Genomic DNA, 24,833 nt, shown 5'->3' with positions numbered 1-24,833 from the left:
TTTTTGCCGCTAAACTCCTCTGCACTGAAAACGACTCGGAACCCGTGAACGGATGCGCGCAAAAACGGTCGAAAAATTACCCTCGCCCGTCAGACACACGCCCCCCGATCGAAAGCGAATTCCGGTATACTTCGCCCCCTCTGAAAAGAGCACCATTCATGTTCCTGGCCCCTCCCCGAGGCCTGGCCAGGCGCAGATCCAGATGTAACGAGAGTCAGCCTCTCGAGCTGACCATTCGCCCGTTGGCCGTGCGTCAGGCATCACATTCTTAAAATCCAACCGGTTGCCTCAGGGCGACCCTCAAGCAGGAGCCAAACCATGCTGAGCTGGGACGAATTCGACAAAGAAGACGGCGAAGTAGCTGCCAAGGGCAACACCCCTGCGCAGGCCGCTGCCGCCACCCTCGACAAGCTCGACAGCGCCGGCGGTGCCGCCGCCCTGGAAGCCCGCGCCGCCACCGCCGCCGACTCCGACGCGGTCAAGCGCGCCAAGGCGGCCCTGGACGCCCTGGACATCGCCGAAGGCCTGGCGGAGCTCGAAGGCTCCTCGGCCCGCGTTGCGGTCGATGAAAAGCGCATGATCAACTGCCGCGCCGACCTGAACCAGCTGGTACCGTTCAAGTACGACTGGGCCTGGCAGAAGTACCTGGACGGCTGCGCCAACCACTGGATGCCGCAAGAGGTCAACATGACCGCCGACATTGCCCTGTGGAAGAGCATGGACGGCCTGACCGAAGACGAGCGCCGCATCGTGATGCGCAACCTCGGCTTCTTCTCCACCGCCGACTCGCTGGTTGCCAACAACCTGGCCCTGGCCGTGTACCGCCTGATCACCAACCCGGAGTGCCGCCAGTACATCCTGCGCCAGGCCTTCGAAGAGGCGATCCACACCCACGCCTACCAGTACTGCATCGAGTCGCTGGGCATGGATGAAGGCGAGATCTTCAACATGTACCACGAGATCCCGTCGGTCGCGAAAAAAGCCGCCTGGGGCCTGAAGTACACCCGCGCCATCTCGGACCCGGAGTTCAACACCGGCACCGTCGAGACCGACAAAGAGCTGCTGCGCAACCTGATCGCTTACTACTGCGTACTGGAAGGCATCTTCTTCTACTGCGGCTTCACCCAGATCCTGTCCATGGGCCGCCGCAACAAGATGACCGGCGTTGCCGAGCAGTTCCAGTACATCCTGCGTGACGAGTCCATGCACCTGAACTTCGGCATCGACGTGATCAACCAGATCAAGATCGAAAACCCGCACCTGTGGGATGCCGCGATGAAGGAAGAGGCTACCCAGATGATTCTGCAGGGTACTCAGCTTGAGATCGAATACGCCCGCGACACCATGCCACGCGGCGTGCTGGGCATGAACGCGGCGATGATGGAGGATTACCTCAAGTTCATTGCCAACCGTCGTTTGACTCAGATTGGGTTGAAGGAAGAGTATCCGGGGACTACCAACCCGTTCCCTTGGATGAGCGAGATCATGGACTTGAAGAAAGAGAAGAACTTCTTTGAGACTCGGGTGATTGAGTATCAGACTGGTGGGGCGTTGAGCTGGGATTGACCGGTTCTGCTATCCAGAAAGGCTGCCTTTGGGCAGCCTTTTTCATATTGAAGGCTCACTCGTCTGAGTCAACCTCCTCGCCATTAGATGGAAGCTCCAATACTGCCTGCTCGAGCTTTTCTGCTTGGGGGTTTCCATGCGCCAGCCAATCATATGCAAATATTCGCATTTGATCTCGAGCGTAGTCCGCAGCTTTAGCCCCGATAAAACCACGCCCTGGCAACCCCGAACTTTTTTGAACAACCAAAAGTGTTAGAGGTGGCAGGTCCTGCAGAATGCAATACGACTGTATAGGCTCCAGTAACCTGCCCATACCTGCTGCAGGAACTCCAATCAACCTCGAGAGCATCCCATACGTAAGCGACTGTCGGTTACGTGCCGCCAATGCAAGCACCGCCCATATCTGACTGGCTCTTTCTGATCGATTCATGAGACTTCCTATCTCTGGTTGAGTAGCCAAGAAATATCATAACGCCACCATTACTTCAAAATGTGTTCCTGAATTGACGAAGCAGGTGTTGTCTTCTAGCTTGGCAGGTCAGCGCTTAAGAACGCTCACGCGGCGGAATCCCGTTCCCGTTAGAAACGGCTCTCCTGATTCTGGATAGCCCATCATGGACAACCACTACTTCCCTACCCTCTTCACCCGCCACAACCGCCACCTCCACACCCTCTGGCTCGAATCCCAAGCCTGGTTCTGCGCCCTCGAACTCGGCCGGATGACCGGGCGCTTCTTCGACGAACACTGCATCCGCAAGCTCGACCCGGACCAGCATCGCAGCGTGCGGCTGCTGCGCTATGGCCAGTACCAGGACACCACCATGGTCAGCGAGTCCGGGGCCTATACCCTGCTGGCTCATCACCATATCCCCGAGAACCGCCACCTGCGGCACTGGCTGACCCATGAGGTGGTGGCGGTGCTGCGGGATGGGCAAGGCTCCGTGGCGGATGACCTGCCCCGCTTGGGTAGGATGTGCTGGCCGGGTGGGCATACGGCGAGCTTGCTGTATTGGCAGAGCGAGGCTTGGGTACGGATGCGGGATATGCCGGTGGTGATGGCGGCTGAGGTGCCGGCTGTGCTGCCTGGGCGGCGCAGATTGAGCTGGAAGGAATGTGCGCAGCGGGCGCTGCGGTTGCATGGGGTTGGGGATTGAGTTTGCGCCTGGGCTGGGGCCGCTTTGCGGCCCATCGCGGGCCCCTAGAGAAAACTACAACTCATTGATTTAACGCGGTCTCTGTGGGAGCGGCCTTGCCGGGGCGCCGTCCGGTCGAGATGGGGCGCGAAGCGGCCCCAAGGCCTCGGCCTCATGCAAAATTGCCGGGGCTGCTGCGCAGCCCATCGCGACACAAGGCCGCTTCCCACAGGGGCCGTGGCGCATCTGCAAGACTAGTTCTCTGCGCGAAAGCGCAGCCCGAAGGACCGGGGGATCTCCTACAGAGTTTGAATGTTTCGAAACCCTGTGGGAGCGAGATCACCGGAGCACCGCGTCGCCTGCTTAGCGGTAGTCCGGCACTCCGGCAAGCCCGCTCCCAAAGGGTGTGCGGATGCCCTTCTAGCGGGGCTTAGCCAGGCAGACTCATGTGCAGCAATGGGAATGGCCTACCCTCACCATCCAATGGCGAGCGGCCGGTCTGGACGAAGCCGTAATGCAAGTAGAAGCCCACCGCCTCGGGGTTCTGCTCGTTGACGTCGACACTCAACGTATCGCGCGAGCTGCGGGCGTGGTCGAGCAGGGCCCGGCCGATACCCTGGCCGCGCAAGTCGGGGTCGATGAAGAGCATTTCCACGTGGTGTTCGTTGAGGCCGATGAAGCCCAGCGGGGTGTCTTCGGCGTCTACCGCTACCCACAGCTCGACGGCCGGCAGGTAGATGTCGCGCAGTTGTGGCAGCAGTGCGTCGATGTCGGACGCTTGCAGGAAGTGGTGGGTGGCGCGCACGGAGCGTTGCCAGATGTCGAGCAGCAGGGGGTGATCGGCCGCAATGGCCTGACGAATGATCATGCAGTCATCCTTTTACACTTGATAACGAAATAGCAGCACGCTGCGGGACAGCGGCCAGTTAAGTGTCGGCGCCTGTATGACCGCTTCGCGAGTTAACGCCTGGGCGGTGCACGGCAGGGGTAGCCGGGATGGAGGGAGGCTGCAAAATACGGGCTTGCCCGGCCTGCGTCAATGACGGCGCATACCCACAACGCCTGGATTTCCAGGCTTGAGTACCAATTAATGCTGATTGCGCCTAGAAAAATGGGCCTTGAACTACTGGCGTTTTTTCAGGGCTGGCACACCATGAACACCACCTTCATGATGGAGACCGACGGCAGTTGGTATCTCACGCCGGCCTATGACGTTTCCTCCTACTTGCCAGGCATCTCCCACATCTCAATACATGGCGTGGCGCAGCGCGATGGCCGTGCAACTGTCTTGTGCTGGCTGTGCCGGCCTCATCGCCGGCAAGCCGGCTCCTACAGGGATCACACCCGCTTCTGAGGCAGTTGTGTGCCTCAGCGCAGGTGCTCGTGGCTGCGCAGATGCTCGGCGAGCATGTCGATGAAGGTGCGCACCTTGGTCGAGCCGTATTTGCTCTCGCGGTGCAGGATATGGATCGGCCAGGGAGCTTCTTCGTATTCGGCGAGGATTACCTGCAGGCTGCCGGCGGCGAGCTCGTCGGCCACCTGGTAGGACAGCAACCGGGCGATGCCCAGCCCGGCGCAGGCGGCGGCGATGGCGGCGTCGTTGCTGGTGACGGTGAGGCGCGGCTTCATGCGGATCAGGGTGGGGTCGTCGATGGCGCCGAAGCGCCAGTCGGTGCGCGGCGATAGCGTGCCGGCGGCGATCACCGTGTGGCCCTGCAGCTCGCTTGGGTGGCGCGGGGTGCCGTGGCGCGCGAGGTAGTCGGGGGCGGCGCACAGCAGCCGGCGCATCTTGCCCACGCGCAACGCCTTGAGGCCCGAGTCGGGGAGCTGGCCGATGCGCACGGCGACGTCCATGCCCTCCTCCACCAGGTTGACCACGCGGTCGAGGAAGAATGCCGAAATGTCCACTTCGGGGTACTGCTGCAGGTAGCGCACGATGCACGGCATGACGAACTTCTTGCCGAACAGGATCGGCGCGGTCACGGCCAGGTCACCTTTGGGTGCGGCGTTGATGCCGGCGGCGGCTTCGTTGGCCTCAAGGATGCTGGCGAGGATGTGCCGGGTGTCTTCGAGGTAGCGGCTGCCGGCTTCGGTCAGGCGTACGCTGCGGGTGGTGCGCTGCAGCAGCTTGACCCCGAGCTGTTCTTCCAGGGCGGTGATGGCGCGGGTGACGGCGGCAGGCGAAATGGCCAGGCGGCGGGCAGCGGCGGCGAAGCTTTCCAGTTCGCCGACGGCGACGAACACCTTCATCAGGTGGATCTGGTCCATGGGGGGGCCTGGGGTTGGGTGAGTGCCTGGATTATCGGCTATCTGGTTTTTTTGTGCTGGGTTGAAGGGCCAATCGCCGGCAAGCCGGCTCCTGCAGGGTTTGGCGCATAGCCTGTAGGAGCCGGCTTGCCGGCGATTGGGCCATATGCCTCATGCCTCCAGTACCAAGGGCCCACCATCCGCAGGCACGGCGCAGCAGATCAGCACCGTGCCTTGCTCGGGCATTTCGGCGGGCGGGTTGGGGTAATGCACCTGGCCGCTGACCAGCTTGGTCTTGCAAGTGCCGCACGAGCCGCCACGGCAGCTGAACTCCGGCGTCAGGCCACGGCTTTCGGCCAGTTCCAGCAGCGTGCCGCTGCCAGGCGCCCAGCGGGCTTGCTTGGCGGAGCTGGCGAAGTACACCGGCACCGGCTCGGTGGCGGCCGGGGGCTGCGGTACCACGGGCTGGCTGCTGTCGCCGTGGCGGCGCAGGGTCGAGGGGCCGAAGGCTTCGGCGTGGATGCGGGCGTCGGGCACGTTGATACTGCGCAGGCCTTCGTAGAGGTCCTGGGTGAAGCTGGCCGGGCCGCACAGGTAGAAGTCGTAGTCGTCCAGCGCCAGCATGGCCTTCACCTGCGCGATGCCCAGGCGGCTGGCGAACTGGTAGTCGCGGCCTTGCACGGCGTCGGCTTCGGGCTGGCTCAGGGCGCGGTGTATGTGCAGCAGGCCGCCGGCCTGCTGTTGCAGCGCATCCAGCTCCTGGCGGAACGGCAGTTCGGCGAGTGAGCGGCCGCCGTGGAACAGGTGAATGGGACGGCCCTGGTTCAGGCTCAATTGCTCGCGCAGCATGGCGATCAGCGGGGTGATGCCGACGCCGGCGCCGATCAGCACGATCGGCCGCTGGCTGCCTGGGGCCAGGGTGAAACTGCCCATGGGCGGGCGCACCTGCAAAAGGTCGCCGGGGTGCAGTTGCGCATGCAGGTAGTGTGACGCCGGGCCCTGGGCCTTGACGCTGATGCGCAGCTGGCCGTCAGAGGGGGCGCTCGACAGGCTGTAGGTGCGGATCAGCGGCTTGTCACCCGGCAGTTGCAGACGCACCGGGAGGTGTTGGCCAGGGGCAAACGTCACCGGCTGGCCGTCTTCGGGTTGCAGGTAGAACGAGCGGATATCCAGGCTCTCCTGTTCGACGCGCAGTACGCGCCAGCTTTGCCACTGGCGCTGGCGTTCGCGCTGCCGGGTACGTTGCTCGGCTTCGGCCCAGATGCCGGTGCTCAGGCTGGTGGGGGCGTATTCACGAAATGCCCAGCGCAGCGATACCGCCGCCGGGCGCAGTACCACGTGCTCGACCTGCAGCGTCCACAGGCGCTCGGCGCCTTCGAAATCCTGGATCAGCGGGCTATCGAGCAACACCTCGGCATGGCCGCTCAGTTGCAGCACGTTGCCGCTGGTGAAGTCGACAAACAGCAGGCCGGCCTGGGGGTTTACCAGCAGGTTGCCGAGGGTATTGAAATGCAGGTTGCCGGCGTAGTCGGGGATGGTCAGGCGGTTGCCCTCGACCTTGACGAAACCGGGGCGCCCGCCGCGGTGGGAGACGTCCACCGAATGCTGGCCATCCTCTTGCGCCACGTAGCTGGCGACGAAGAAGGTGTCGGCATTTTCGATCATGGCGATGGCCGCAGCGCTCAGCTCGTGGGCGTCGATACGCTCACCGGCCGGCTCGTCGACCCGGGTGTATTCGCGCAGCTGGATGTACTGCGGGCAGTTGCCGAACGAGTGCTCCACTTCTACCTGCAACTGGCCGGCGCTGGCCGCTCGGATATGGCCGTTGAGGCGGTTGCGCCGACGGGTGTGCAGCTCGATGCCGAGCAGGCCGATGGCGCCACCCGCCACCAGGCCGGCGCTGGCCGGGTCGGTGGCGGGCAGCGTGGCGCTGATCAGCAGTTGCTTGGGGTCGGGCGAGCTGACGAAGCCTTGCGGGCCTTCGAGCAGGGTCGCCCAGGGTTTGCCGTCGGCGTCCACCGCGCCTGCCACCATGAACGGCAGCTGCTGGAAGAAGCTGCGGTGCTGGTCGGGCATGTAGTCGCGGATGACCTTCTGCCCGTGCACCTCCATGCGCTCGGCTACACCGGCTTGGGCTTGCAGACGCTTTTCACCTTCGTGCCAGGGAGAGCGCATGGCGGCATTCCTCGTGTGGGTTACGGCGTTACAGGGTGGTTTGCAGGCCGACCACGGTGCGCGGCATCGGTACGAAGCCCGGCAGCGCTTCGATGCGGGCCAGCCAGGCGCGCACGTTGGGGTATGGCTGCAGCGACACGTTGCCTTCTGGGGCGTGGGCGATGTACGAGTAGTTGGCGACATCGGCGATGGTGGCCTGCTCGCCCACCAGGAACGGGCGCTGGGCAAGCTCTGCGTCGATCACCTTGAGCAAGGTGTGGGCGCGGCCGATCACTTCGTCGGTGTTGAACGAGGCGCCGAACACCGTCACCAGGCGCGCGGCGGCAGGGCCGAAGGCCAGGGGGCCGGCGGCCACCGACAGCCAGCGCTGCACGCGGGCGGCGCCGAGCGGGTCCTGGGGCAGCCACTGCTCAGCGCCGTAGGCCTTGGCCAGGTAGACCAGGATGGCGTTGGAGTCGGCGAGGACGGTGCCGTTGTCGTCGATCACCGGTACCTGGCCGAAGGGGTTGAGGGCGAGGAAGGCGGGTTGCTTGTGCTCGCCTTTGGCCAGGTCGACGAAGACCAGTTCGGTGGGCAGGTTCAGCAGCGAGAGCATCAGCTCGATGCGGTGGGCGTGGCCGGACTTGGGGAAGTTGTAGAGCTTGATCGGGGTGGTCATGGCGGTGGCTCCGGGGGGGGTTGGTTGTGTGAGGGGTATGCTGCGCTGATTCGCCGGGCAACAGAATCAGGGCGCAGAGCAATCCATAATTTCGCCAGGTGGAATAATTGGCGAAGTCAGATGGTTTATCGTCTGAGCGGCCTTGTGTCGCGAAAGGGCTGCGCGAGCAGCCCCAGGGTTTGCGCCCCCCTGCAACATTGTCGGGGGCTGCTGGCGCAGCCCTTTAGCGACACAAGGCCGCTCCTACAGAGACCGTGCCAGAAGAGCAATTGCCCGAAACCTGCCTGGCCATCTAGAATGCAACCCATTCTCAATAGCCATCATCTCCCCCATGCCACCACCTGCGCATCGTGCCCCTGTCCAACAGCTCTACCGCAGCCACCACACCTGGCTGCAGGGGTGGCTGTACCGGCGCGTGAACGACCGCTGCGATGCTGCCGACCTGAGCCAGGACACCTTCGTGCGCCTGCTCACCCACTCCCCGCCCGCCGAACTGCACGAACCGCGTGCGTACCTGGCCACCATCGCCCGCCGGTTGCTGCTGAACCTGTACCGGCGCCGCTCGCTGGAACGTGCTTACCTGGAGGCCCTGGCCACCCTGCCCGAGGATCAAGCGCCCAGTGCCGAACACCAGGCGGCCCTGCTGGAGGCGCTGACGGCTGTGGACCGGGTGTTGGCGCGCTTGCCGGGCAAGGCGCGCCGGGCGTTCCTGCTGTCGCAGCTGGAGGGCTGGGGCCAGGAGCAGATTGCCGTGGAGATGGGCGTGAACGTGCGCACGGTGCAGCGCTGGCTGGTCAAGGCCTATGAGGAATGCATCGTGCTGGGTGCGGAGGGCTGGCTGTGAGCACGCAACCGATCTCGCGCCCGGTCGCCCAGCAGGCGGCCCGTTGGCTGTTGCATCTGCAGCAGGACAGCTCGCCGCAAGCCTTGCAGGGTTGCGCCGACTGGCGCGCCGCCCACGCCGACCACGAACGCGCCTGGCAACTGGCGGCGCGCTTCAGCGCCCAGGTGCAGGCGATACCCCCGCAACTTGCGCGCACAGCGTTGCAGCGCCCGGCGGCGCTGGGCCGGCGGGCAACGCTCAAGGCGCTGACTTCGCTGGTGGTGCTGGGCTCGCTGGGGGTGACCTTGCAGCGCACGGGCAGCCTGGACGGGCTGATGGCGGATATCAGCACCGGCGTGGGCGAACGTCGCCGGCTGACCCTGGACGATGGCAGCGAGCTGCACCTGAACACCGACAGCGCCGTGGATATCCGTTACAGCGCCGATGAGCGCCTGCTGGTGCTGCGCAGGGGCGAGCTGTATCTGCGCACGGGGGCGGACCCGCGGCCGTTGCGGGTGCAATCGGCGTGGGGCGCGTTCCAGCCGTTGGGGACGCGCTTTGCCGTGCGCCAGTTCGATGGGCATGACCGCTTGCAGGTGTTCGAGGGGGCGGTGGCGGCAACGCCTTTGCAGGGTGAGGCTGTGCGCATCGAGGCGGGTGGGCAGGCGTTGATCGGCGCCGATGGGGTGCATCAATTGGGCGCGGTGGCTGGCAGCGCGGGCTGGATTGATGGCGTGCTGCGGGTTGAGCGCATGCCGTTGGGGGAGTTCGTCGCCGAGCTGGGGCGCTATCGACCGGGCTGGACGCGCTGTGCGCCGGAGGTTGCGGGGGTACTGGTGTCGGGAACGTTCCAGTTGAACGATACCGAGGCGGCGCTGGCGGCGTTGGCGATGGCGTTCCCGGTGCGGGTCCAGTCTGTGACGCGGTATTGGGTGACGGTGGTGGCGGCTTGAGATGGGTGTCTTGCCCCGCGATGAGGCCCTCTGCCTGAACCCATGAGAAACCGGATGTCGTGTTTTGCGCACCTCGCGTGTCCTCTTCCTGAACCCACCTGTAACCGCTGTCAGGAAGCCCCCATGCGCACACCCGCCCCGTTCCGCTTCGCCCTGCTCGCCAGCTTCATCACCGCGCCCCTGGCCTGGGCCGAGGACGATCGGCACTACAATATCCCGGCCGGGCCGTTGAGCCAGGCGCTGGCCGAGTTCGCCGCCCAGGCCGGGGTCACCCTGCCGCTGGACCCGACCATGGTCGGCGGCCTGCAAAGCCCGGGCATGCAAGGCGATGTGGGCACGGCCCAGGGCTTTGAACTGCTGCTGCGCGGCACCACCCTGGAGGCCGTGCCGCAAGCCGGCAATACCTACACCTTGCGGCCGAAACCCAGCTCCCCTGCCCTGCACCTGGACTCGACCAACATCAACGGCCTGCACGACGTGCGCCAGTCGGCCATCGGCCCGCTGTACGGCTACAAGGCCTCCCACAGCAGCGTCGGCACCAAGACCGATGCGCCGCTGCGCGATATCCCGCAGTCAATCCAGGTGGTGCCGCGCCAGGTGCTGGAGGACCAGCAGGCCACCAGCATGGCCGACGCTCTGAGCAACGTCAGCAGCATCCAGCGCGGCAACACCCATGGCGGCAGTGTCGAGAGCTTTATCGTGCGGGGCTTTCAGGGCACCACCTACGCCATCGACGGGGTGCTGACCAACTCGCTGACGGTGCGCCCGGAAATCCTCACCGACCTTGCCGGCGTCGAGCGCATCGAGGTGCTCAAGGGACCGGCGTCGGTGCTGTACGGGCGCGGCAACCCGGGCGGGTTGATCAACGTGGTCACCCGCCGGCCGACCCTGGTGCCAGAGGCGCAGGTGAAGCTGCAGGCCGGCTCGTTCGACCTGCAACGCGGCCAGGCCTGGGTTGGCGGGCCGTTGTCGGCCGAGCACGGGCTGGCCGGCAGCCTGGCCATGGCTTACCAGACCGAGGGCAGCTACCGCGACCTGTACCGCGACAGCCACCGCCGCTACTTCGCCCCGTCGCTGGCGTGGCTGCCCAACGACAGCACGCGCCTGGACATGGGCCTGGAATACACCGAAACCGACGCCCAGTACGACCGCGGGCTGCAGGTGATCGGCGATCGGGTTGACGCACGGCACAAGGTGTTTCTGGAAGAGCCCTGGTCCCACAGCAGCAGCGACAAGACCGCGGCCTGGTTCAAGCTGGAGCACGACCTCAACGACTGGCTGACCCTGCGCCAGGTGACGCGCTGGGACCACTCCACCAAGAGCATGCTGAATGTCAGCCAGCGCACCCTGCAGGCCGATGGCCGCACCCTGGTGCGCCGGGCCACTGACTTCGACGAGGAACAACGCTCGCTCAGCGCCCAGTTCGAAGCTATTGCGCGCTTTGCCACCGGCGGTTTGAACCATCAGTTGCTGGCCGGGGTGGAGACGGTCAAGGGCAAGCGCAGCGTGACCATGCTGCGGGCCAACCTGGCGCCGCTGGATATCTGGAACCCGGTGCACGGCGCCCAGCCAGGGCCATTCGGCTTTGGCGAGGATTCGCGGTTCGACCAGGAAAGCTATGGCCTGTACCTGCAAGACCAGATCGACCTGAACGAGCAATGGAAACTGCTGCTGGGGGTACGCTGGGATCAGGTCTCGCAGCGCAACCGCAACTATGATCGCAATGGCGTGCCCACCGATATCGACATCAATCCTTCCGATACCTCGCCCCGCGCCGGCCTGGTCTACCAGCCCGCTGAGCGACTGGCGCTGTATGCAAGCTACAGCACCTCGTTCGCGCCGCAGAACAAGCTGACCCGCGATGGTAGCGTGCTCGACCCGGAGACCGGCACGCAGTACGAGGTGGGCGCCAAGTACGACATCATTCCTGAACGCTTGAGCGCCACCTTGTCGGCCTTCGAGATTCGCCGTAAAAACCTGGCCGCCACCGATCCGCTGGACAGCAGCTACTCGATACAGACTGGCGAACAGCGGGTACGCGGGGTGGAGCTGGATGTGAGCGGCGAGATCCAGGACGGCTGGAACGTGATCGGCAACATCGCCGTGCTGGACGCCAAGCTGGTGAAAGATACGCGCCTGGAGGAAGGCAACCGGCTGGAGGGCGTACCGGTGGTCAGTGGCTCGCTGTGGTCGACCTACCAGTTGCAGGATGGCGCGTTGCAGGGCCTGGGCTTTGGTGCCGGGGTGTTCTTTGCCGGCAAGCGCTACGGCGACCTGGCCAACAGCTACAGCGCCCCGGGTTACGGGCGGCTGGACATGAGTGTGTTCTACGACATCGACGAGCACGTGCGGGTGTCGCTGAACGCCCGCAACGTGCTGGACAAGGACTACATCGAAACCATCGCCAGCGCCGGCAACTATGCCGGGGAGCCAGCGTCGCTGGTGGCCACCATCAGCGCCGGGTTCTGACGGTCAGTGGGGTTGCTGGTTCTGGTAGCGGTACAGGCCACGGGCGGCCTCTACCACTAACGGCACGCAGGCCTGGTGCTCTTCGAGGCTCATGTTGTCGAGCAGTTCGAAGTTGTCCTCCAGGCCGTGCAGGGAGATGGCCTTGAGCAGACGGTCCTGTTCAGGCGGCAACTCGCTCCACTCGGCGACCTGGGTGCCGCGCATGTAGCCGAAGCACCACTCCTCGAGCACGATCACCGGGCCGTTTTCCCCTTCGCTTTCCTCGAACAGCGGCTCGAAGTGCTCAAGGTCCTCGCCAAGGCTTTCGGCGACCTGGTTGGCATAGCGCAGCATCAGTGCGACGTAGGCTTCTTCGTGGGCGGGCTTCTTGAACTTCGGCACCTTGCCGCCGGCCACGGTGGGCAGCCACTGCTCCGGGGTGACGGTGTTGGGCGAGCTGGCCAGGGCGGTGAAGAAACCATCGAGCTCGGCCAGGTTGAGCACCGAGTAGTCGTTGCCGTAGGTGATCAGCAGGTCTTCGAGGCGGTCGAGTTCTTTTTCGCTGAGCGCAGGGAGCATGGGCGGGGTGTCCTGGTGGAATATGGGTGCACCCTAGCACAGGCGCATGTGAAACGTGCCCGCAGATACGGGCACGCAGGCTTAGTGCTTCAGCCAGTCGTCCAGCCGTGGCAGGGCCGAGTTGCCCAGCAGCAGCCACAGCAGGATGCGGCACTTGCGCGGGCACAGCGGGCCGGCCATGTGCATGCCCTTGGTTTGCAGGTCGATTTCGCCACCTGCAAAGCCATAGGTGGCGCGGGCCGTGGCGCCGCTGCCGGTGCGCGAGGCCACGATGACCGGCATGTGTTCGGCAACCGCTGCCATCGCCTCGGCCCAGGCGGCTGATACATGGCCGGCGCCGAACCCGGCGACCACCAGGGCGCTGTAGCCTAGCCCGGGCAGTGCTTGCAGTAGCGCTGTGTCGGCGTCGAGGCATGCTTCAAGCAGCGCGACGCGCTGGGCCCTGTGCTGCGGCACAGGCAGTACCCGGCGAGGTGCAGGGGCATGGTGATAACGTGCCTGGCCTTCCACTACCTCAGCTACCGGGCCGCTGCCGGGGGACTCGAACGCGCCCATGGCCAGGCTGGCGGTTTTGCGCACCTGCCTGGCGTGGTGGACCTGGTCGTTGATCACCACCAGCACGCCACGCCCACGGCTGCTGCCTGCCAGCGCGACCTGCACTGCGGCCAGCAGGTTGGCCGGGCCATCGGCACCGGGGTGGTTGGCTGCGCGCATGGCGCCGGTGAGTACCAGCGGTGCGTCGTGGGGCCAGAGCAGGTCGAGAAAGTACGCGGCCTCCTCGAGGGTGTCGGTGCCCTGGGTCAGCACCACGCCCTGCGCGCCCTGCTGCACTTGCCGGGTGGCCCAGGCCAGTGCGTCCAGTAACGCCTGGAAGCCGAGCGAGGGGCTTGGCAGCAGGCACAAGGTGGCGGTGTCGACCTGTGCCAGCACTGCAAGCTGCGGCAATGTGGCCAGCAGGGCGTCGCTGCCAAGCTTCGGGGTGACGCCCTGCCCTGGCCCGCCGGCCTGCATGCTGACGGTACCGCCCAGGCTGGCGATGGCGATGCGCGGCGGTGTGGTTTGCTGGCTCATGCTGCGGCTCCCGGAAGTAGCCCGACCACAGGCACGATCACCAAGGTGCCAATGGCCATGGCCAGGACATTGCCGATGTAGGGATGCATATGGCCCGGCAGGCGCTGGCTGATAGCCACGGCCAAGGGAGGCGCGATCACTGCACCGAGCACGGCACTGGCAATTATCACCTGCCAGCTGCCGCCCAATGTGAGCACTGCGGCCGGCACGATCGAGACGATGGGAATATAAGTGGGGTACCAGCCCCGTGTCATCCATTGGCGCCGCCACAGCAGTACACCGATCAACGACGCCAGCGCCTGCCCCGCCACCAGATGCAGCACCAGTTGCGAGCCGTAGGCTGGGGCGCCGGGAGCCAGCACATAAGCCAGCAGCACGCCCAACAGCAGCCCGAGGCTGGCCAGTTCGTTGCCGAAGAACGGCGCCTCGCTGAAGTCTGCCAGCACCCGGCGAAGGGTCCAGGCCACGCCATGGTGCGGCTTGCTGGCAGTTGCAGGTGTGGCTGGCCGCAGGCCGTCGCGCACCAGCGCCGGGTAGCGCCTGCACAGCAGGAAGGCTACTGCGCTACCCAACGCCATGCCACTGACGTTGCCTACCACCACCGGCAAGCCCAGCGGGTAGCACAGGTAGTTGACCATCAGCAGGCACGCGGGCGTCACCAGTACGGCGCCTAGCAGCGCGCCGTTGATCGTCACCCGCCAACCACCACCGAACAACAGCACCATGGCCGCCGGCAGCGACACGAAGGCGACGAAGGTCGGCTGCCAGGTGCCGCTGGCGAGAGTCCAGCCCCACAATGCGTGGCTGAGCAGCAGGCCAAGCAGCGAGCTGGTGAACAGCCAGGGCCACAGGCCTGTGCCGTAGCTGATGGCAAAGCCTTGCCAGCGGTAGCCCTTTACCTGGGCCCAGTGAGCCAGGCTGGCCCCGAGCAGCAAGCCCAGTGCAGGCACCTCGTGCTTGTAGAAGGCGACTTCGCTGATATCGCCGACGATCCAGCGCAACCGGCTCAGAGGCTGGTCCAGGGTTGCGGCAAGGTGGGCGTAGTCCGGCCATGGCCCCAGCGCCATGGCGGCGAGCAGCATGGTCGCGATGCCGCCGATGATGAGTAGGGGCATGGATTGCCGCGTGGAGGTGAGCACCTGTTCCATGGGGCCTCCTCAGCGCGGCATCGGCGCATGCAGCCGATAGCCGAGGGTGGCGTCGTAGAGGTCGGTGCGCCGGTCGCGGGGCAGGTCGTTGAGGCTGTTCCAGATGGGCGCGGAGCGCGCGGCGCTGAGGTCGACGTCAGCATAGAGGATGCACTCTTCTTCGGCGCCGGCCACTTCGCCGATGGGCCAGCCATTAGTGCCGGCGATCAGCGAGCAGCCCAGGAAGCGCCCGCCGCGCTCATGGCCGATGCGGTTGGCGGCGGCAATGTAGAGGTTGTTGACGTGGGCGGCGGTCATGGTGAGGTACGAAGCCATGCAGCGCCCCGCTTCGTCGAACAGTGGCGGTGGTGTCCATACCCAGTTGTTCAGGCTGCAGATGATGTCGGCGCCCTGCCCGGCCATCAGGCGTGGCACCTCGGGGAACCAGATGTCCCAGCAGATCAGCAGGCCGATGCGGCCGATGGGGGTTTCGAACACCGGGAAACCGAGGTCGCCGGGGGTGAACCAGAGCTTTTCCTGGTTCCACAGGTGTGCCTTGCGGTAGTGACCAAGCAGGCCGTCGGGGCCGAACAGTACGGCGCTATCGTAGAGCTTGAGGCCCTCGCGCTCGGCGAAGCCTGCTACCAGATATACCTGCAGTTCGCGGGCGAGTTCGGCCCAGGCTTGCAGGCTTGGGCCTTGATGCAGCACCTCGGCATGGGCGTAGGCTTCGGCGCGAGAGTTGAAGGTGTAGCCGGTATTGGCCAGCTCCGGCAGCACGATCAGGTTGGCGCCTTCACGGGCGGCTTGGCGGACCAGGGCCAGGCTTTTGCAGAGGTTGCCATCGCAGTGTTCGAGGCCGACTTGCGGGTCGTACTGGATGACGGCAATGCGCACGGGGGTGGTGGCAGAGGGGGGCTGCATGGCGGCTTCCTTTTGTGGTTGTTGTGGAAGGCCGCCAGTAGAACGGTTGATACGTTAAGTGGAACAGTCAGGAGGTTCCTGTGAAGCTGTACGAGAGTTCTCTAGCTCTCGAAAGAATGGTCCCACACAAATGTTTCTGAAATGGGCCTAGACCACCTGATAATGCGGATAATGTTCAAGGGAGAAATCACCGTTGAACTGAGCGCCCGTAACAGCACAGAGGTTGATCACTGCATCGATGGCTGTGCGCAAGCACGGCTCGGTCCAGCCGGCATCAACAGAGAAGGACTCACCGGCCAGGTAAAGCCCTGAAGTGCTCGCCAGATCGCGGTTGTATTTCATCAGGCTGATGGCCTGATAGTAGGTGCCAGCTCGGTACAATTTCGCACAGCCTAACGAATTCCGGTCCGTCATCCAGCGTTGTATGCGGATGTTTCGCTTATCGATGTAGGGAGAGATTGGAACACCGATATTGCTGCATCGCATCAGAATGCGATCTAGCTCAGTCACGCATTTGTCTACGAGCTCGCTGCCTGAAAATGCCGCGAGCTTGGTCGCATCGTCCTCCCAGGTGTAACTCAGCAGGATGCAGTCATAGGCATAGCGATCGTTGTAGCGATAGGCATAGACGTCATGAACGAAGCTGTCAGTGACCAAAATCTGAGGAAACTTCGGGGTGCTGTCGAGAAATCGCTTCTGCAGCGGAGCGTACACTTTGCAACTGGTCTCCCAGTGCGCGTGCTTCCACGCGTCAACGATGGGTTGGGGGAGCATCTCTTTGCTGAAGCCTTCAAGACGCATGTTGGTTTCGATCAACCACGACGGCGTAGTCAGAATCACACTGTCGAAAACCTCACTGCGCAATTGCTCCCGCTGCGCAATGCTGTGCTGCCAGCGGTAATCAACTTGAATGCTGCCGTCAGCCAGCTTGTGCAATGCGCATACTGAACTGTCGGTGAGTAGCCCATCTTCACGGGCGATACAGTGCTCATAGAGTGAGTTACCGGGACTGTCAGATTTTTTGTGTGCGGGCCGGTAACGGCCTGCCGTCAGGCAGGCCCTGATTCTCACCAGGTCGGCCTGATGAACCGATCTCCATACAGAATCGCAAATTGATTCATCGCGCTTTTCCAGTCATGGGCCGGCTTTCCCCAATTGGCTGTTATGTTGCGCAATCCCAGCCAGATCAGTTTGGTCGCTGCGTCATCATTCGGGAAATGCCCACGAGTCTTGATGACCTTGCGTAGCTGGGCGTTGATGCTCTCGATGGCGTTGGTGGTATAGATCACCTTCCGGATGGCGGGCGGGAAAACAAAGAATGGAATCACGCGATCCCAAGCCCGTCTCCAAGCAGCCACCACCGTTGGATATTTCTCGCCCCACGGCCCGTTCTCAAACTCATCGAGTGCTTGCTCAGCCGCTTCAGCATTGATGGCTTGGTAAATCGGCTTCAGCTCCTTGGCCAGAGCTCGCCGCTTGTCCCAGGCCGCGAAGTCGAGGCTGTTGCGGATCAGGTGTACGATGCACGTTTGCAACGTCGTCTCTGGAAACACGGCACTGAGAGCCTCTGGCATACCTTTGAGGCCATCGGTCACGGCAATCAGCACATCTTCGACACCGCGCGTCTTGAGATCGTTAAAGACCTTCATCCAAAACTTCGCACCCTCGGTGTTCTCGATCCAGATGCCCAGGATATCTCGCGTTCCGTCGGGAAGAACGCCCAGGGCCAAGTAAATGGCCTTGTTGCGCACCAGGCCCTCTTCGCGGATCTTCACCCGCAGCGCATCGAAGAAAATGACCGGGTACATCGGCTCCAGTGGCCGCTGTTGCCACGCGCCAATCTCGTCCATGACCTCGTCTGTCACAGAGCTGATGAAGTCGGGTGAGACCTCTGTTCCATACTGCTCGGACAGAAAGGCTCGGATCTCTCTGACCGTCATTCCACGGGCGTACATGGCGATGATCTTGTCATCGAAACCGGTGTAACGCCGCTCATGCTTGGGGATCAGAATGGGCGCAAAACTACCGTCGCGATCACGAGGGATTTCCAGCCGTAGCGGGCCATCACCGGTCAAAACCGTCTTGCTACTCTTGCCGTTACGCTGATTGGTTTCATCCTCCGGGCGCTGCGCGCCCGGAGGATAGCCCAGGTGGTGACCGAGCTCGGCACTCAAGGCGCGCTCGATCAGGGCCTTCTTGAACGCCGCAGAGGCATCCTCAATAGCTTCTGCGGACATCAGGCCCTCACCGAACTGCTCCAGCAGCTCTTTGGGGATTTTGGGCAGGTCACGCAAGGGTTTCTTCTTGGTTGGCATACATGCACCTCTTACTCATGTTATGCCCGAACACAAAATTTCTGACACCCTCGAGTTACCCGCCTCGTCCATCGGCATGAACAACAGGCATTCGTCCATTGCAGCCAGGCCAAGATATGCGGGGGCCTGAAACTTCAACCCCTTGCTATCAAGCACACTGGTGCTTTCCAGATAGGGGGCTGCAAGTGGCACACCTTGCGAGTCCACCCGGCCGTGGACCAACTGCAGATGGCTACTGAACCCGAAGATCGCCGTGCGCAGTGGATACAAGCAGCAGACGTCATAGAACGCGCCCCAACTGCCGTCGCCTATTCCAATAGCGTAAAAGATCGAGGACTCATCGCTGTTCATTCCCAGCCCGCCGAAATCACCAGGGCTGGACTCACTCCATATCTCGAGCATCGGCAAGTGCACCAACTCGCGGAAGGACATTCGATGGTAGCGCTCTACAATAGCTGACCACATGCCCTCCCACTCAACTGTGCCATAGACCAAGGCAACCTGTTCAGCGAAGCGCTTGGCAAAGCGCAGCCATTTGCCCTGGATCGACTGCAACACTTCAGAAGGTGGAGGAGTAACACCTTCCGGGTTCTTCCAGATGAGCAACTGGGGCTCACCCTCCCCTTCCAGCAGGCCTTCACGCAGGTATATTCCAGTGGCGTTGACCCAAGGTGTACCTGGATTGGGGAAGTCGGAAATGTGCAGGTCAAACAGCTCGGCGTAATGCGCCATAAGTGATCTGCCTGCCTTGGGTGGCTCACCAGTACGATTGAAGAACGGCATGCGCATTGCCCCCATCTCGAAGGGGGTCGACGGTTGGGCATGGTTCGCTGGGTTGTTTACAACCGTGAGGTGCCGCCCGCCAACACGCTGCGATTGCTCGATCAGCGTGATGTGAGTGAAGCCACAACGCAGCAACTCGCGCGCAGCGGTCAGACCGGTGACACCCGCGCCGACGATGCAAATCCGATGCTCCGGTTTTGTTGCTCGGGCAATCCCGCCTGGTTGCTCGACCAAGCGTCGGTAATCAAAGCAAAGATCTGGCGGATTGGGAAAACGTGCAGCCCACGGCTGGATGGTAGAGATCGGCTCAATAGCCAAATCGGCGGGATGGTTGTGTGACGATCCGATTGTCATGATTCAGGCGCTTCTTTCAATGATCAAGAGAAGCCTGAAAATGACAAACCTGAGTAGTTGGGAAGTGGTACTTAGTTGTTGGCAATGACATAAGCATCGCGGGGCAAGCCCGCTCCCACAGATCCTTTGATCTGCCTTGGGAGCGGGCTTGCCCCGCGATGTGCAGCAACTACGGTTTAGACCGCCAGCGCGCGCTCACGCAGCTCGCTGTTGAGGATGCGATCGTTCTCGCTGTAGTCGACCGGGCAGTCGATCACGTGAACGCCCGGGGTCTTGATGCAGTGCTCGAGCAGCGGCAGGAAAGCTTCGGCGCTTTCGACGCGGTGGCCGTTGGCACCGTAGGCTTCGGCGTATTTGACGAAGTCCGGGTTGCCGTAGTCCAGGCCGAAATCGGTGAAGCCCATGTTGGCCTGCTTCCAGCGGATCATGCCGTAGCCGTCGTCACGCAGGATCACCACGGTGATGTGCATGCCAAGGCGTACTGCGGTTTCCAGCTCCTGGCTGTTCATCATGAAGCCGCCGTCACCGCACACCGAGATCACCGGGCGGTCCGGGTACACCAGGTGCGAGGCCATGGCCGATGGCAGGCCAGCGCCCATGGTCGCCAGGGCGTTGTCCAGCAGCACGGTGTTGGGCTTGTGGGCCTTGTAGTTACGGGCGAACCAGATCTTGTAGATGCCGTTGTCCAGGGCAACGATGCCTTCGGACGGCAGGGCGCGACGGATGTCGGCAACCATGCGCTGCGGGTAGACCGGGAAGCGGTTGTCGTCAGCACCTTCGACGATCTGTGCTTCGTTGGCTTCGCGGATCGCCATCAGGCGGGTGAAGTCCCAGTGGCTGGTGTCGGTCAGGGCTTCGCTGATCTGCCAGACAGCGTTGGCGATGTCACCGATCACTTCCACCTGCGGGAAGTACACGGCATCGACTTCGGCCGAACGGAAGCTCACGTGGATCACTTCGGTGCCGCCACGCACCATGAAGAACGGCGGCTTCTCGATCACGTCATGGCCGATGTTGACGATCAGGTCGGCGGCCTCTACCGCGCGGTGCACGAAGTCACCAGACGACAGCGCGGCGTTACCCAGGAAGCGCGGGTGGCGCTCGTCCACTACACCTTTACCCATCTGGGTGGTGATGAACGGGATGCCGGTCTTGTCGATCAACTGCTTGAGCACCTTGGCGGTCATCTTGCGGTTGGCGCCGGCACCGATTACCAGGATCGGGTTGCGGGCGTTCTTCAGCTTCTCGACGGCAGCTTCGATGGCCACGTGCTCGGCCAGTGGGCGACGGTGCAGGCTGCGCGGGATCGGCAGGGCGTCGGTTTGCTCGGCGGCGATGTCTTCCGGCAGCTCCAGGTGCACGGCACCGGGCTTTTCTTCTTCAGCCAGGCGGAAGGCTTCACGCATACGCGCCGGGATGTTGTCGGCCGAGGCGAACTGGTGGGTGTACTTGGTGATGGGGTCCATCATGCCGCACACATCGATGATCTGGAAGCGGCCCTGTTTGGACTTCTTGATCGGCTTCTGGCCGGTAATCATCATCATCGGCATGCCGCCGAGGTAGGCGTAGGCGCTGGCGGTAACCAGGTTGGTGGCACCAGGGCCAAGGGTCGACAGGCTGACACCGGTTTTGCCAGTCAGACGGCCGTAGGTCGCGGCCATGAAGCCTGCGGATTGCTCGTGGCGGGTCAGTACCAGCTTGATCTTCGACTTGCGCAGGGACTCGAGCAGGTCGAGGTTTTCCTCACCAGGAATGCCGAACACATACTCGACACCTTCGTTTTCCAGGCATTGCACAACGACATCGGCGGCCTTGGCCATCTTGCTATCTACCTCAGTTGTATAGGACGGTGGAGGTCCAGAAATGCGCAGCACGGTACGCTGGCATCGCTATGTCCGGGCGCGAAGATGCCCCGAACCTAAGTCTTGACGCAGGGTAAGTGCGGGTAAGTCACGTTAACCAACGGTAATAATTGTCGCACCCTTGGATGAGGGACGAGAGGTAGGGCTGGGGCAAAAGATATTTGCCGGGGGTGGGGGATTACAGCAGGTGGTGTACCAGTAGGAGCCGGCTTGCCGGCGATGAGGGCCTGGCAGGTATGTGCGTTGCCCGGGCGGGCCGAATCGCGGGGCAAGCCCGCGCCCACACAAGGCTCTGGCTTTTCCAGCGCCCAAAGACAAAACCCCTACCTGCATGCGCAGATAGGGGTTTTGCGAAATGAATCTTGACGATGACCTACTCTCACATGGGGAAACCCCACACTACCATCGGCGATGCATCGTTTCACTGCTGAGTTCGGGATGGGATCAGGTGGTTCCAATGCTCTATGGTCGTCAAGAAATTCGGTAGCCAGTCCGTTCAGGTGAACAGCCCAGCGAATTCGGATATGCGATATTTGTGATGCTACGAATTTTCGGGTCTTTCGTCTTCACCACCACAATTCGGCTTACGCGCAAATTGCTTGGGTGTTATATGGTCAAGCCTCACGGGCAATTAGTATTGGTTAGCTCAACGCCTCACAGCGCTTACACACCCAACCTATCAACGTCGTAGTCTTCGACGGCCCTTTAGGGGATTCAAGATCCCAGTGAGATCTCATCTTGAGGCAAGTTTCCCGCTTAGATGCTTTCAGCGGTTATCTCTTCCGAACATAGCTACCCGGCAATGCCACTGGCGTGACAACCGGAACACCAGAGGTTCGTCCACTCCGGTCCTCTCGTACTAGGAGCAGCCCCTCTCAAATCTCAAACGTCCACGGCAGATAGGGACCGAACTGTCTCACGACGTTCTAAACCCAGCTCGCGTACCACTTTAAATGGCGAACAGCCATACCCTTGGGACCGGCTTCAGCCCCAGGATGTGATGAGCCGACATCGAGGTGCCAAACACCGCCGTCGATATGAACTCTTGGGCGGTATCAGCCTGTTATCCCCGGAGTACCTTTTATCCGTTGAGCGATGGCCCTTCCATACAGAACCACCGGATCACTAAGACCTACTTTCGTACCTGCTCGACGTGTGTGTCTCGCAGTCAAGCGCGCTTTTGCCTTTATACTCTACGACCGATTTCCGACCGGTCTGAGCGCACCTTCGTACTCCTCCGTTACTCTTTGGGAGGAGACCGCCCCAGTCAAACTACCCACCATACACTGTCCTCGATCCGGATAACGGACCTGAGTTAGAACCTCAAGGTTGCCAGGGTGGTATTTCAAGGATGGCTCCATGAGAACTGGCGTCCCCACTTCAAAGCCTCCCACCTATCCTACACAAGCAAGCTCAAAGTCCAGTGCAAAGCTATAGTAAAGGTTCACGGGGTCTTTCCGTCTAGCCGCGGATACACTGCATCTTCACAGCGATTTCAATTTCACTGAGTCTCGGGTGGAGACAGCGCCGCCATCGTTACGCCATTCGTGCAGGTCGGAACTTACCCGACAAGGAATTTCGCTACCTTAGGACCGTTATAGTTACGGCCGCCGTTTACCGGGGCTTCGATCAAGAGCTTCGCTTGCGCTAACCCCATCAATTAACCTTCCGGCACCGGGCAGGCGTCACACCCTATACGTCCACTTTCGTGTTTGCAGAGTGCTGTGTTTTTAATAAACAGTCGCAGCGGCCTGGTATCTTCGACCGGCATGGGCTTACGGAGCAAGTCCTTCACCCTCGCCGGCGCACCTTCTCCCGAAGTTACGGTGCCATTTTGCCTAGTTCCTTCACCCGAGTTCTCTCAAGCGCCTTGGTATTCTCTACCTAACCACCTGTGTCGGTTTGGGGTACGGTTCCCAGTTATCTGAAGCTTAGGAGCTTTTCTTGGAAGCATGGCATCAACCACTTCGCGCTCTAATGAGCACTCGTCATCAGCTCTCGGCCTTGAAATCCCGGATTTGCCTAAGATTTCAGCCTACCACCTTAAACTTGGACAACCAACGCCAAGCTGGCCTAGCCTTCTCCGTCCCTCCATCGCAATAACTGGAAGTACAGGAATATTAACCTGTTTTCCATCGACTACGCTTTTCAGCCTCGCCTTAGGGACCGACTAACCCTGCGTCGATTAACGTTGCGCAGGAAACCTTGGTCTTTCGGCGTGCGAGTTTTTCACTCGCATTGTCGTTACTCATGTCAGCATTCGCACTTCTGATACCTCCAGCAAGCTTCTCAACTCACCTTCACAGGCTTACAGAACGCTCCTCTACCGCATCACCAAAGGTGATACCCGTAGCTTCGGTGCATGGTTTGAGCCCCGTTACATCTTCCGCGCAGGCCGACTCGACTAGTGAGCTATTACGCTTTCTTTAAAGGGTGGCTGCTTCTAAGCCAACCTCCTAGCTGTCTAAGCCTTCCCACATCGTTTCCCACTTAACCATGACTTTGGGACCTTAGCTGACGGTCTGGGTTGTTTCCCTTTTCACGACGGACGTTAGCACCCGCCGTGTGTCTCCCATGCTCGGCACTTGTAGGTATTCGGAGTTTGCATCGGTTTGGTAAGTCGGGATGACCCCCTAGCCGAAACAGTGCTCTACCCCCTACAGTGATACATGAGGCGCTACCTAAATAGCTTTCGAGGAGAACCAGCTATCTCCGAGCTTGATTAGCCTTTCACTCCGATCCACAGGTCATCCGCTAACTTTTCAACGGTAGTCGGTTCGGTCCTCCAGTCAGTGTTACCTAACCTTCAACCTGCCCATGGATAGATCGCCCGGTTTCGGGTCTATACCCAGCGACTAAAGCGCCCTATTAAGACTCGCTTTCGCTACGCCTCCCCTATTCGGTTAAGCTCGCCACTGAATATAAGTCGCTGACCCATTATACAAAAGGTACGCAGTCACCTAACAAAGTAGGCTCCCACTGCTTGTACGCATACGGTTTCAGGTTCTATTTCACTCCCCTCTCCGGGGTTCTTTTCGCCTTTCCCTCACGGTACTGGTTCACTATCGGTCAGTCAGTAGTATTTAGCCTTGGAGGATGGTCCCCCCATGTTCAGACAAAGTTTCTCGTGCTCCGTCCTACTCGATTTCACTGGCAAGAGATTTTCGTGTACGGGGCTATCACCCACTATGGCCGCACTTTCCAGAGCGTTCCACTAATCTCAAACCAGCTTAAGGGCTGGTCCCCGTTCGCTCGCCACTACTAAGGGAATCTCGGTTGATTTCTTTTCCTCAGGGTACTTAGATGTTTCAGTTCCCCTGGTTCGCCTCTTGCACCTATGTATTCAGTACAAGATACTCAGCTTATGCTGAGTGGGTTCCCCCATTCAGAGATCTCTGGATCACAGTCTGTTTGCCGACTCCCCAAAGCTTATCGCAGGCTACCACGTCTTTCATCGCCTCTGACTGCCAAGGCATCCACCGTATGCGCTTCTTCACTTGACCATATAACCCCAAGCAATCTGGTTATACTGTGAAGACGACATTCGCCGAAAATTCGTACGTTGCTCTTTCGAGCAGAACTCACAAATTTTACCTTAGCCTGATACACCAGCAGTGAAACTGGTAATCAGTCTATTTCTATCACATATCCGAATTTTTAAAGAACGATCTGACAAAAGCCAGAAATCAACATTCACACCGGAATGTTCATTTCTAAGTTCTGAACAGTGCTGCGAAACCTGAAAGAGTGGTGGAGCCAAGCGGGATCGAACCGCTGACCTCCTGCGTGCAAGGCAGGCGCTCTCCCAGCTGAGC

The 24,833-nt window shown here is 61.7% G+C and carries 16 protein-coding genes, 1 tRNA gene, 2 rRNA genes and 2 pseudogenes (1 of these 21 running past the window's edge); 6 read left to right on the top strand and 15 right to left on the bottom strand.

Features of this window, described 5'->3' with window-relative positions:
• The first annotated feature begins 318 nt into the window (after positions 1 to 318).
• Together KSS94_RS06310 and KSS94_RS06305 are read left to right on the top strand one after the other, a co-directional pair.
• A complete protein-coding gene (locus KSS94_RS06310) occupies positions 319 to 1,566 on the top strand; it encodes a ribonucleotide-diphosphate reductase subunit beta (protein ID WP_028690940.1) in 1,248 nt (415 codons plus the stop codon).
• Positions 1,567 to 2,180: 614 nt separating this feature from the next.
• Positions 2,181 to 2,720, top strand: a complete 540-nt coding sequence (locus tag KSS94_RS06305; protein WP_217842165.1) for a BRO-N domain-containing protein — start codon at positions 2,181 to 2,183, stop codon at positions 2,718 to 2,720.
• Positions 2,721 to 3,129: 409 nt separating this feature from the next.
• Here KSS94_RS06305 and KSS94_RS06300 read toward each other — a convergent pair whose 3' ends face one another.
• Positions 3,130 to 3,567 (bottom strand): acetyltransferase, encoded by a 438-nt coding sequence (locus KSS94_RS06300; RefSeq protein ID WP_217842164.1) that lies wholly within the window; start codon positions 3,565 to 3,567, stop codon positions 3,130 to 3,132.
• A gap of 171 nt (positions 3,568 to 3,738) precedes the next feature.
• On the opposite strand from KSS94_RS06300, the gene KSS94_RS06295 reads away from it, so the two are divergent.
• A complete protein-coding gene (locus KSS94_RS06295; protein ID WP_217842163.1) occupies positions 3,739 to 4,053 on the top strand; it encodes a hypothetical protein in 315 nt (104 codons plus the stop codon).
• Between the two features lie 14 nt (positions 4,054 to 4,067).
• Here KSS94_RS06295 and KSS94_RS06290 read toward each other — a convergent pair whose 3' ends face one another.
• The 3 genes from KSS94_RS06290 to KSS94_RS06280 all read right to left on the bottom strand — a co-directional run bounded on the left by KSS94_RS06290 (position 4,068) and on the right by KSS94_RS06280 (position 7,779).
• Positions 4,068 to 4,967: a LysR family transcriptional regulator gene (locus tag KSS94_RS06290; protein WP_217842162.1), complete on the bottom strand. Its 900-nt coding sequence runs from the start codon at positions 4,965 to 4,967 to the stop codon at positions 4,068 to 4,070.
• A 150-nt stretch (positions 4,968 to 5,117) separates the two neighbouring features.
• Positions 5,118 to 7,121 (bottom strand): pyridoxamine 5'-phosphate oxidase family protein, encoded by a 2,004-nt coding sequence (locus KSS94_RS06285; RefSeq protein WP_217842161.1) that lies wholly within the window; start codon positions 7,119 to 7,121, stop codon positions 5,118 to 5,120.
• Between the two features lie 28 nt (positions 7,122 to 7,149).
• Positions 7,150 to 7,779, bottom strand: coding sequence for a glutathione S-transferase family protein (locus KSS94_RS06280; RefSeq protein WP_217842160.1), 630 nt, complete (start codon positions 7,777 to 7,779; stop codon positions 7,150 to 7,152).
• 331 nt (positions 7,780 to 8,110) lie between these two features.
• Between KSS94_RS06280 and KSS94_RS06275 the strand changes: the two genes are divergently transcribed.
• The 3 genes from KSS94_RS06275 (at position 8,111) to KSS94_RS06265 (ending at position 12,024) form a co-directional block, all read left to right on the top strand.
• Entirely contained in the window at positions 8,111 to 8,623 is a 513-nt protein-coding gene (locus tag KSS94_RS06275; protein ID WP_217842159.1) for a sigma-70 family RNA polymerase sigma factor, read from the top strand.
• Positions 8,620 to 9,555: a FecR domain-containing protein gene (locus tag KSS94_RS06270; RefSeq protein WP_217842158.1), complete on the top strand. Its 936-nt coding sequence runs from the start codon at positions 8,620 to 8,622 to the stop codon at positions 9,553 to 9,555. Before KSS94_RS06275 ends, KSS94_RS06270 begins: the two co-directional genes overlap by 4 nt.
• A gap of 123 nt (positions 9,556 to 9,678) precedes the next feature.
• Complete coding sequence (locus KSS94_RS06265; protein ID WP_217842157.1) at positions 9,679 to 12,024, top strand: TonB-dependent siderophore receptor; 2,346 nt, start codon at positions 9,679 to 9,681, stop codon at positions 12,022 to 12,024.
• Between the two features lie 3 nt (positions 12,025 to 12,027).
• On the opposite strand, the gene KSS94_RS06260 is transcribed toward KSS94_RS06265, so the two are convergent.
• The 11 genes and pseudogenes from KSS94_RS06260 to KSS94_RS06210 all read right to left on the bottom strand — a co-directional run.
• Positions 12,028 to 12,582: a UPF0149 family protein gene (locus KSS94_RS06260; RefSeq protein WP_217842156.1), complete on the bottom strand. Its 555-nt coding sequence runs from the start codon at positions 12,580 to 12,582 to the stop codon at positions 12,028 to 12,030.
• Between the two features lie 81 nt (positions 12,583 to 12,663).
• Entirely contained in the window at positions 12,664 to 13,653 is a 990-nt protein-coding gene (locus KSS94_RS06255) for an asparaginase (protein ID WP_217842155.1), read from the bottom strand.
• Positions 13,650 to 14,768 (bottom strand): hypothetical protein, encoded by a 1,119-nt coding sequence (locus tag KSS94_RS06250; protein WP_225935846.1) that lies wholly within the window; start codon positions 14,766 to 14,768, stop codon positions 13,650 to 13,652. Before KSS94_RS06250 ends, KSS94_RS06255 begins: the two co-directional genes overlap by 4 nt.
• 42 nt (positions 14,769 to 14,810) lie before the next feature.
• A complete protein-coding gene (locus KSS94_RS06245) occupies positions 14,811 to 15,704 on the bottom strand; it encodes a nitrilase family protein (RefSeq protein WP_217842153.1) in 894 nt (297 codons plus the stop codon).
• 147 nt (positions 15,705 to 15,851) lie between these two features.
• A pseudogene (locus tag KSS94_RS06240) lies at positions 15,852 to 16,709 on the bottom strand (FAD-dependent oxidoreductase); the annotation flags it as partial.
• A gap of 62 nt (positions 16,710 to 16,771) precedes the next feature.
• On the bottom strand, positions 16,772 to 18,019 hold the full coding sequence (locus tag KSS94_RS06235) for an IS256 family transposase (RefSeq protein WP_217839792.1): 1,248 nt from the start codon (positions 18,017 to 18,019) through the stop codon (positions 16,772 to 16,774).
• Positions 18,020 to 18,052: 33 nt separating this feature from the next.
• Positions 18,053 to 19,156 (bottom strand): annotated as a pseudogene (locus KSS94_RS06230) (FAD-dependent oxidoreductase); the annotation flags it as partial.
• Positions 19,157 to 19,332: 176 nt separating this feature from the next.
• The gene (locus KSS94_RS06225) at positions 19,333 to 20,976 is read right to left on the bottom strand and encodes an acetolactate synthase large subunit (protein WP_217842151.1); all 1,644 of its coding nucleotides are present in this window, start codon (positions 20,974 to 20,976) and stop codon (positions 19,333 to 19,335) included.
• A 402-nt stretch (positions 20,977 to 21,378) separates the two neighbouring features.
• Positions 21,379 to 21,494 (bottom strand): 5S ribosomal RNA (rrf, locus tag KSS94_RS06220).
• A gap of 134 nt (positions 21,495 to 21,628) precedes the next feature.
• Positions 21,629 to 24,521, bottom strand: a 23S ribosomal RNA gene (locus KSS94_RS06215).
• Positions 24,522 to 24,766: 245 nt separating this feature from the next.
• Positions 24,767 to 24,833, bottom strand: a tRNA-Ala gene (locus KSS94_RS06210); it runs 9 nt beyond the window's last position.

The sequence above is a fragment of the Pseudomonas fakonensis genome, assembly GCF_019139895.1.
Classification (GTDB): Bacteria; Pseudomonadota; Gammaproteobacteria; order Pseudomonadales; family Pseudomonadaceae; genus Aquipseudomonas; species Aquipseudomonas fakonensis.
Note: the sequence above shows the minus strand (reverse complement) of the source record. Positions and strands in the feature narration are given on the sequence as shown.

Excerpts from the sequence above, each read along its gene's own strand:
- KSS94_RS06305 (WP_217842165.1), top strand. The coding sequence starts at position 2,181 with ATGGACAACCACTACTTCCCTACCCTCTTCACCCGCCACAACCGCCAC.
- KSS94_RS06255 (WP_217842155.1), bottom strand. The coding sequence starts at position 13,653 with ATGAGCCAGCAAACCACACCGCCGCGCATCGCCATCGCCAGCCTGGGC.
- KSS94_RS06285 (WP_217842161.1), bottom strand. The coding sequence starts at position 7,121 with ATGCGCTCTCCCTGGCACGAAGGTGAAAAGCGTCTGCAAGCCCAAGCC.
- KSS94_RS06310 (WP_028690940.1), top strand. The coding sequence starts at position 319 with ATGCTGAGCTGGGACGAATTCGACAAAGAAGACGGCGAAGTAGCTGCC.
- KSS94_RS06245 (WP_217842153.1), bottom strand. The coding sequence starts at position 15,704 with ATGCAGCCCCCCTCTGCCACCACCCCCGTGCGCATTGCCGTCATCCAG.
- KSS94_RS06290 (WP_217842162.1), bottom strand. The coding sequence starts at position 4,967 with ATGGACCAGATCCACCTGATGAAGGTGTTCGTCGCCGTCGGCGAACTG.
- KSS94_RS06250 (WP_225935846.1), bottom strand. The coding sequence starts at position 14,768 with ATGCCCCTACTCATCATCGGCGGCATCGCGACCATGCTGCTCGCCGCC.
- KSS94_RS06265 (WP_217842157.1), top strand. The coding sequence starts at position 9,679 with ATGCGCACACCCGCCCCGTTCCGCTTCGCCCTGCTCGCCAGCTTCATC.
- KSS94_RS06300 (WP_217842164.1), bottom strand. The coding sequence starts at position 3,567 with ATGATCATTCGTCAGGCCATTGCGGCCGATCACCCCCTGCTGCTCGAC.
- KSS94_RS06235 (WP_217839792.1), bottom strand. The coding sequence starts at position 18,019 with ATGCCAACCAAGAAGAAACCCTTGCGTGACCTGCCCAAAATCCCCAAA.
- KSS94_RS06280 (WP_217842160.1), bottom strand. The coding sequence starts at position 7,779 with ATGACCACCCCGATCAAGCTCTACAACTTCCCCAAGTCCGGCCACGCC.
- KSS94_RS06275 (WP_217842159.1), top strand. The coding sequence starts at position 8,111 with ATGCCACCACCTGCGCATCGTGCCCCTGTCCAACAGCTCTACCGCAGC.
- KSS94_RS06260 (WP_217842156.1), bottom strand. The coding sequence starts at position 12,582 with ATGCTCCCTGCGCTCAGCGAAAAAGAACTCGACCGCCTCGAAGACCTG.
- KSS94_RS06295 (WP_217842163.1), top strand. The coding sequence starts at position 3,739 with ATGACGGCGCATACCCACAACGCCTGGATTTCCAGGCTTGAGTACCAA.
- KSS94_RS06225 (WP_217842151.1), bottom strand. The coding sequence starts at position 20,976 with ATGGCCAAGGCCGCCGATGTCGTTGTGCAATGCCTGGAAAACGAAGGT.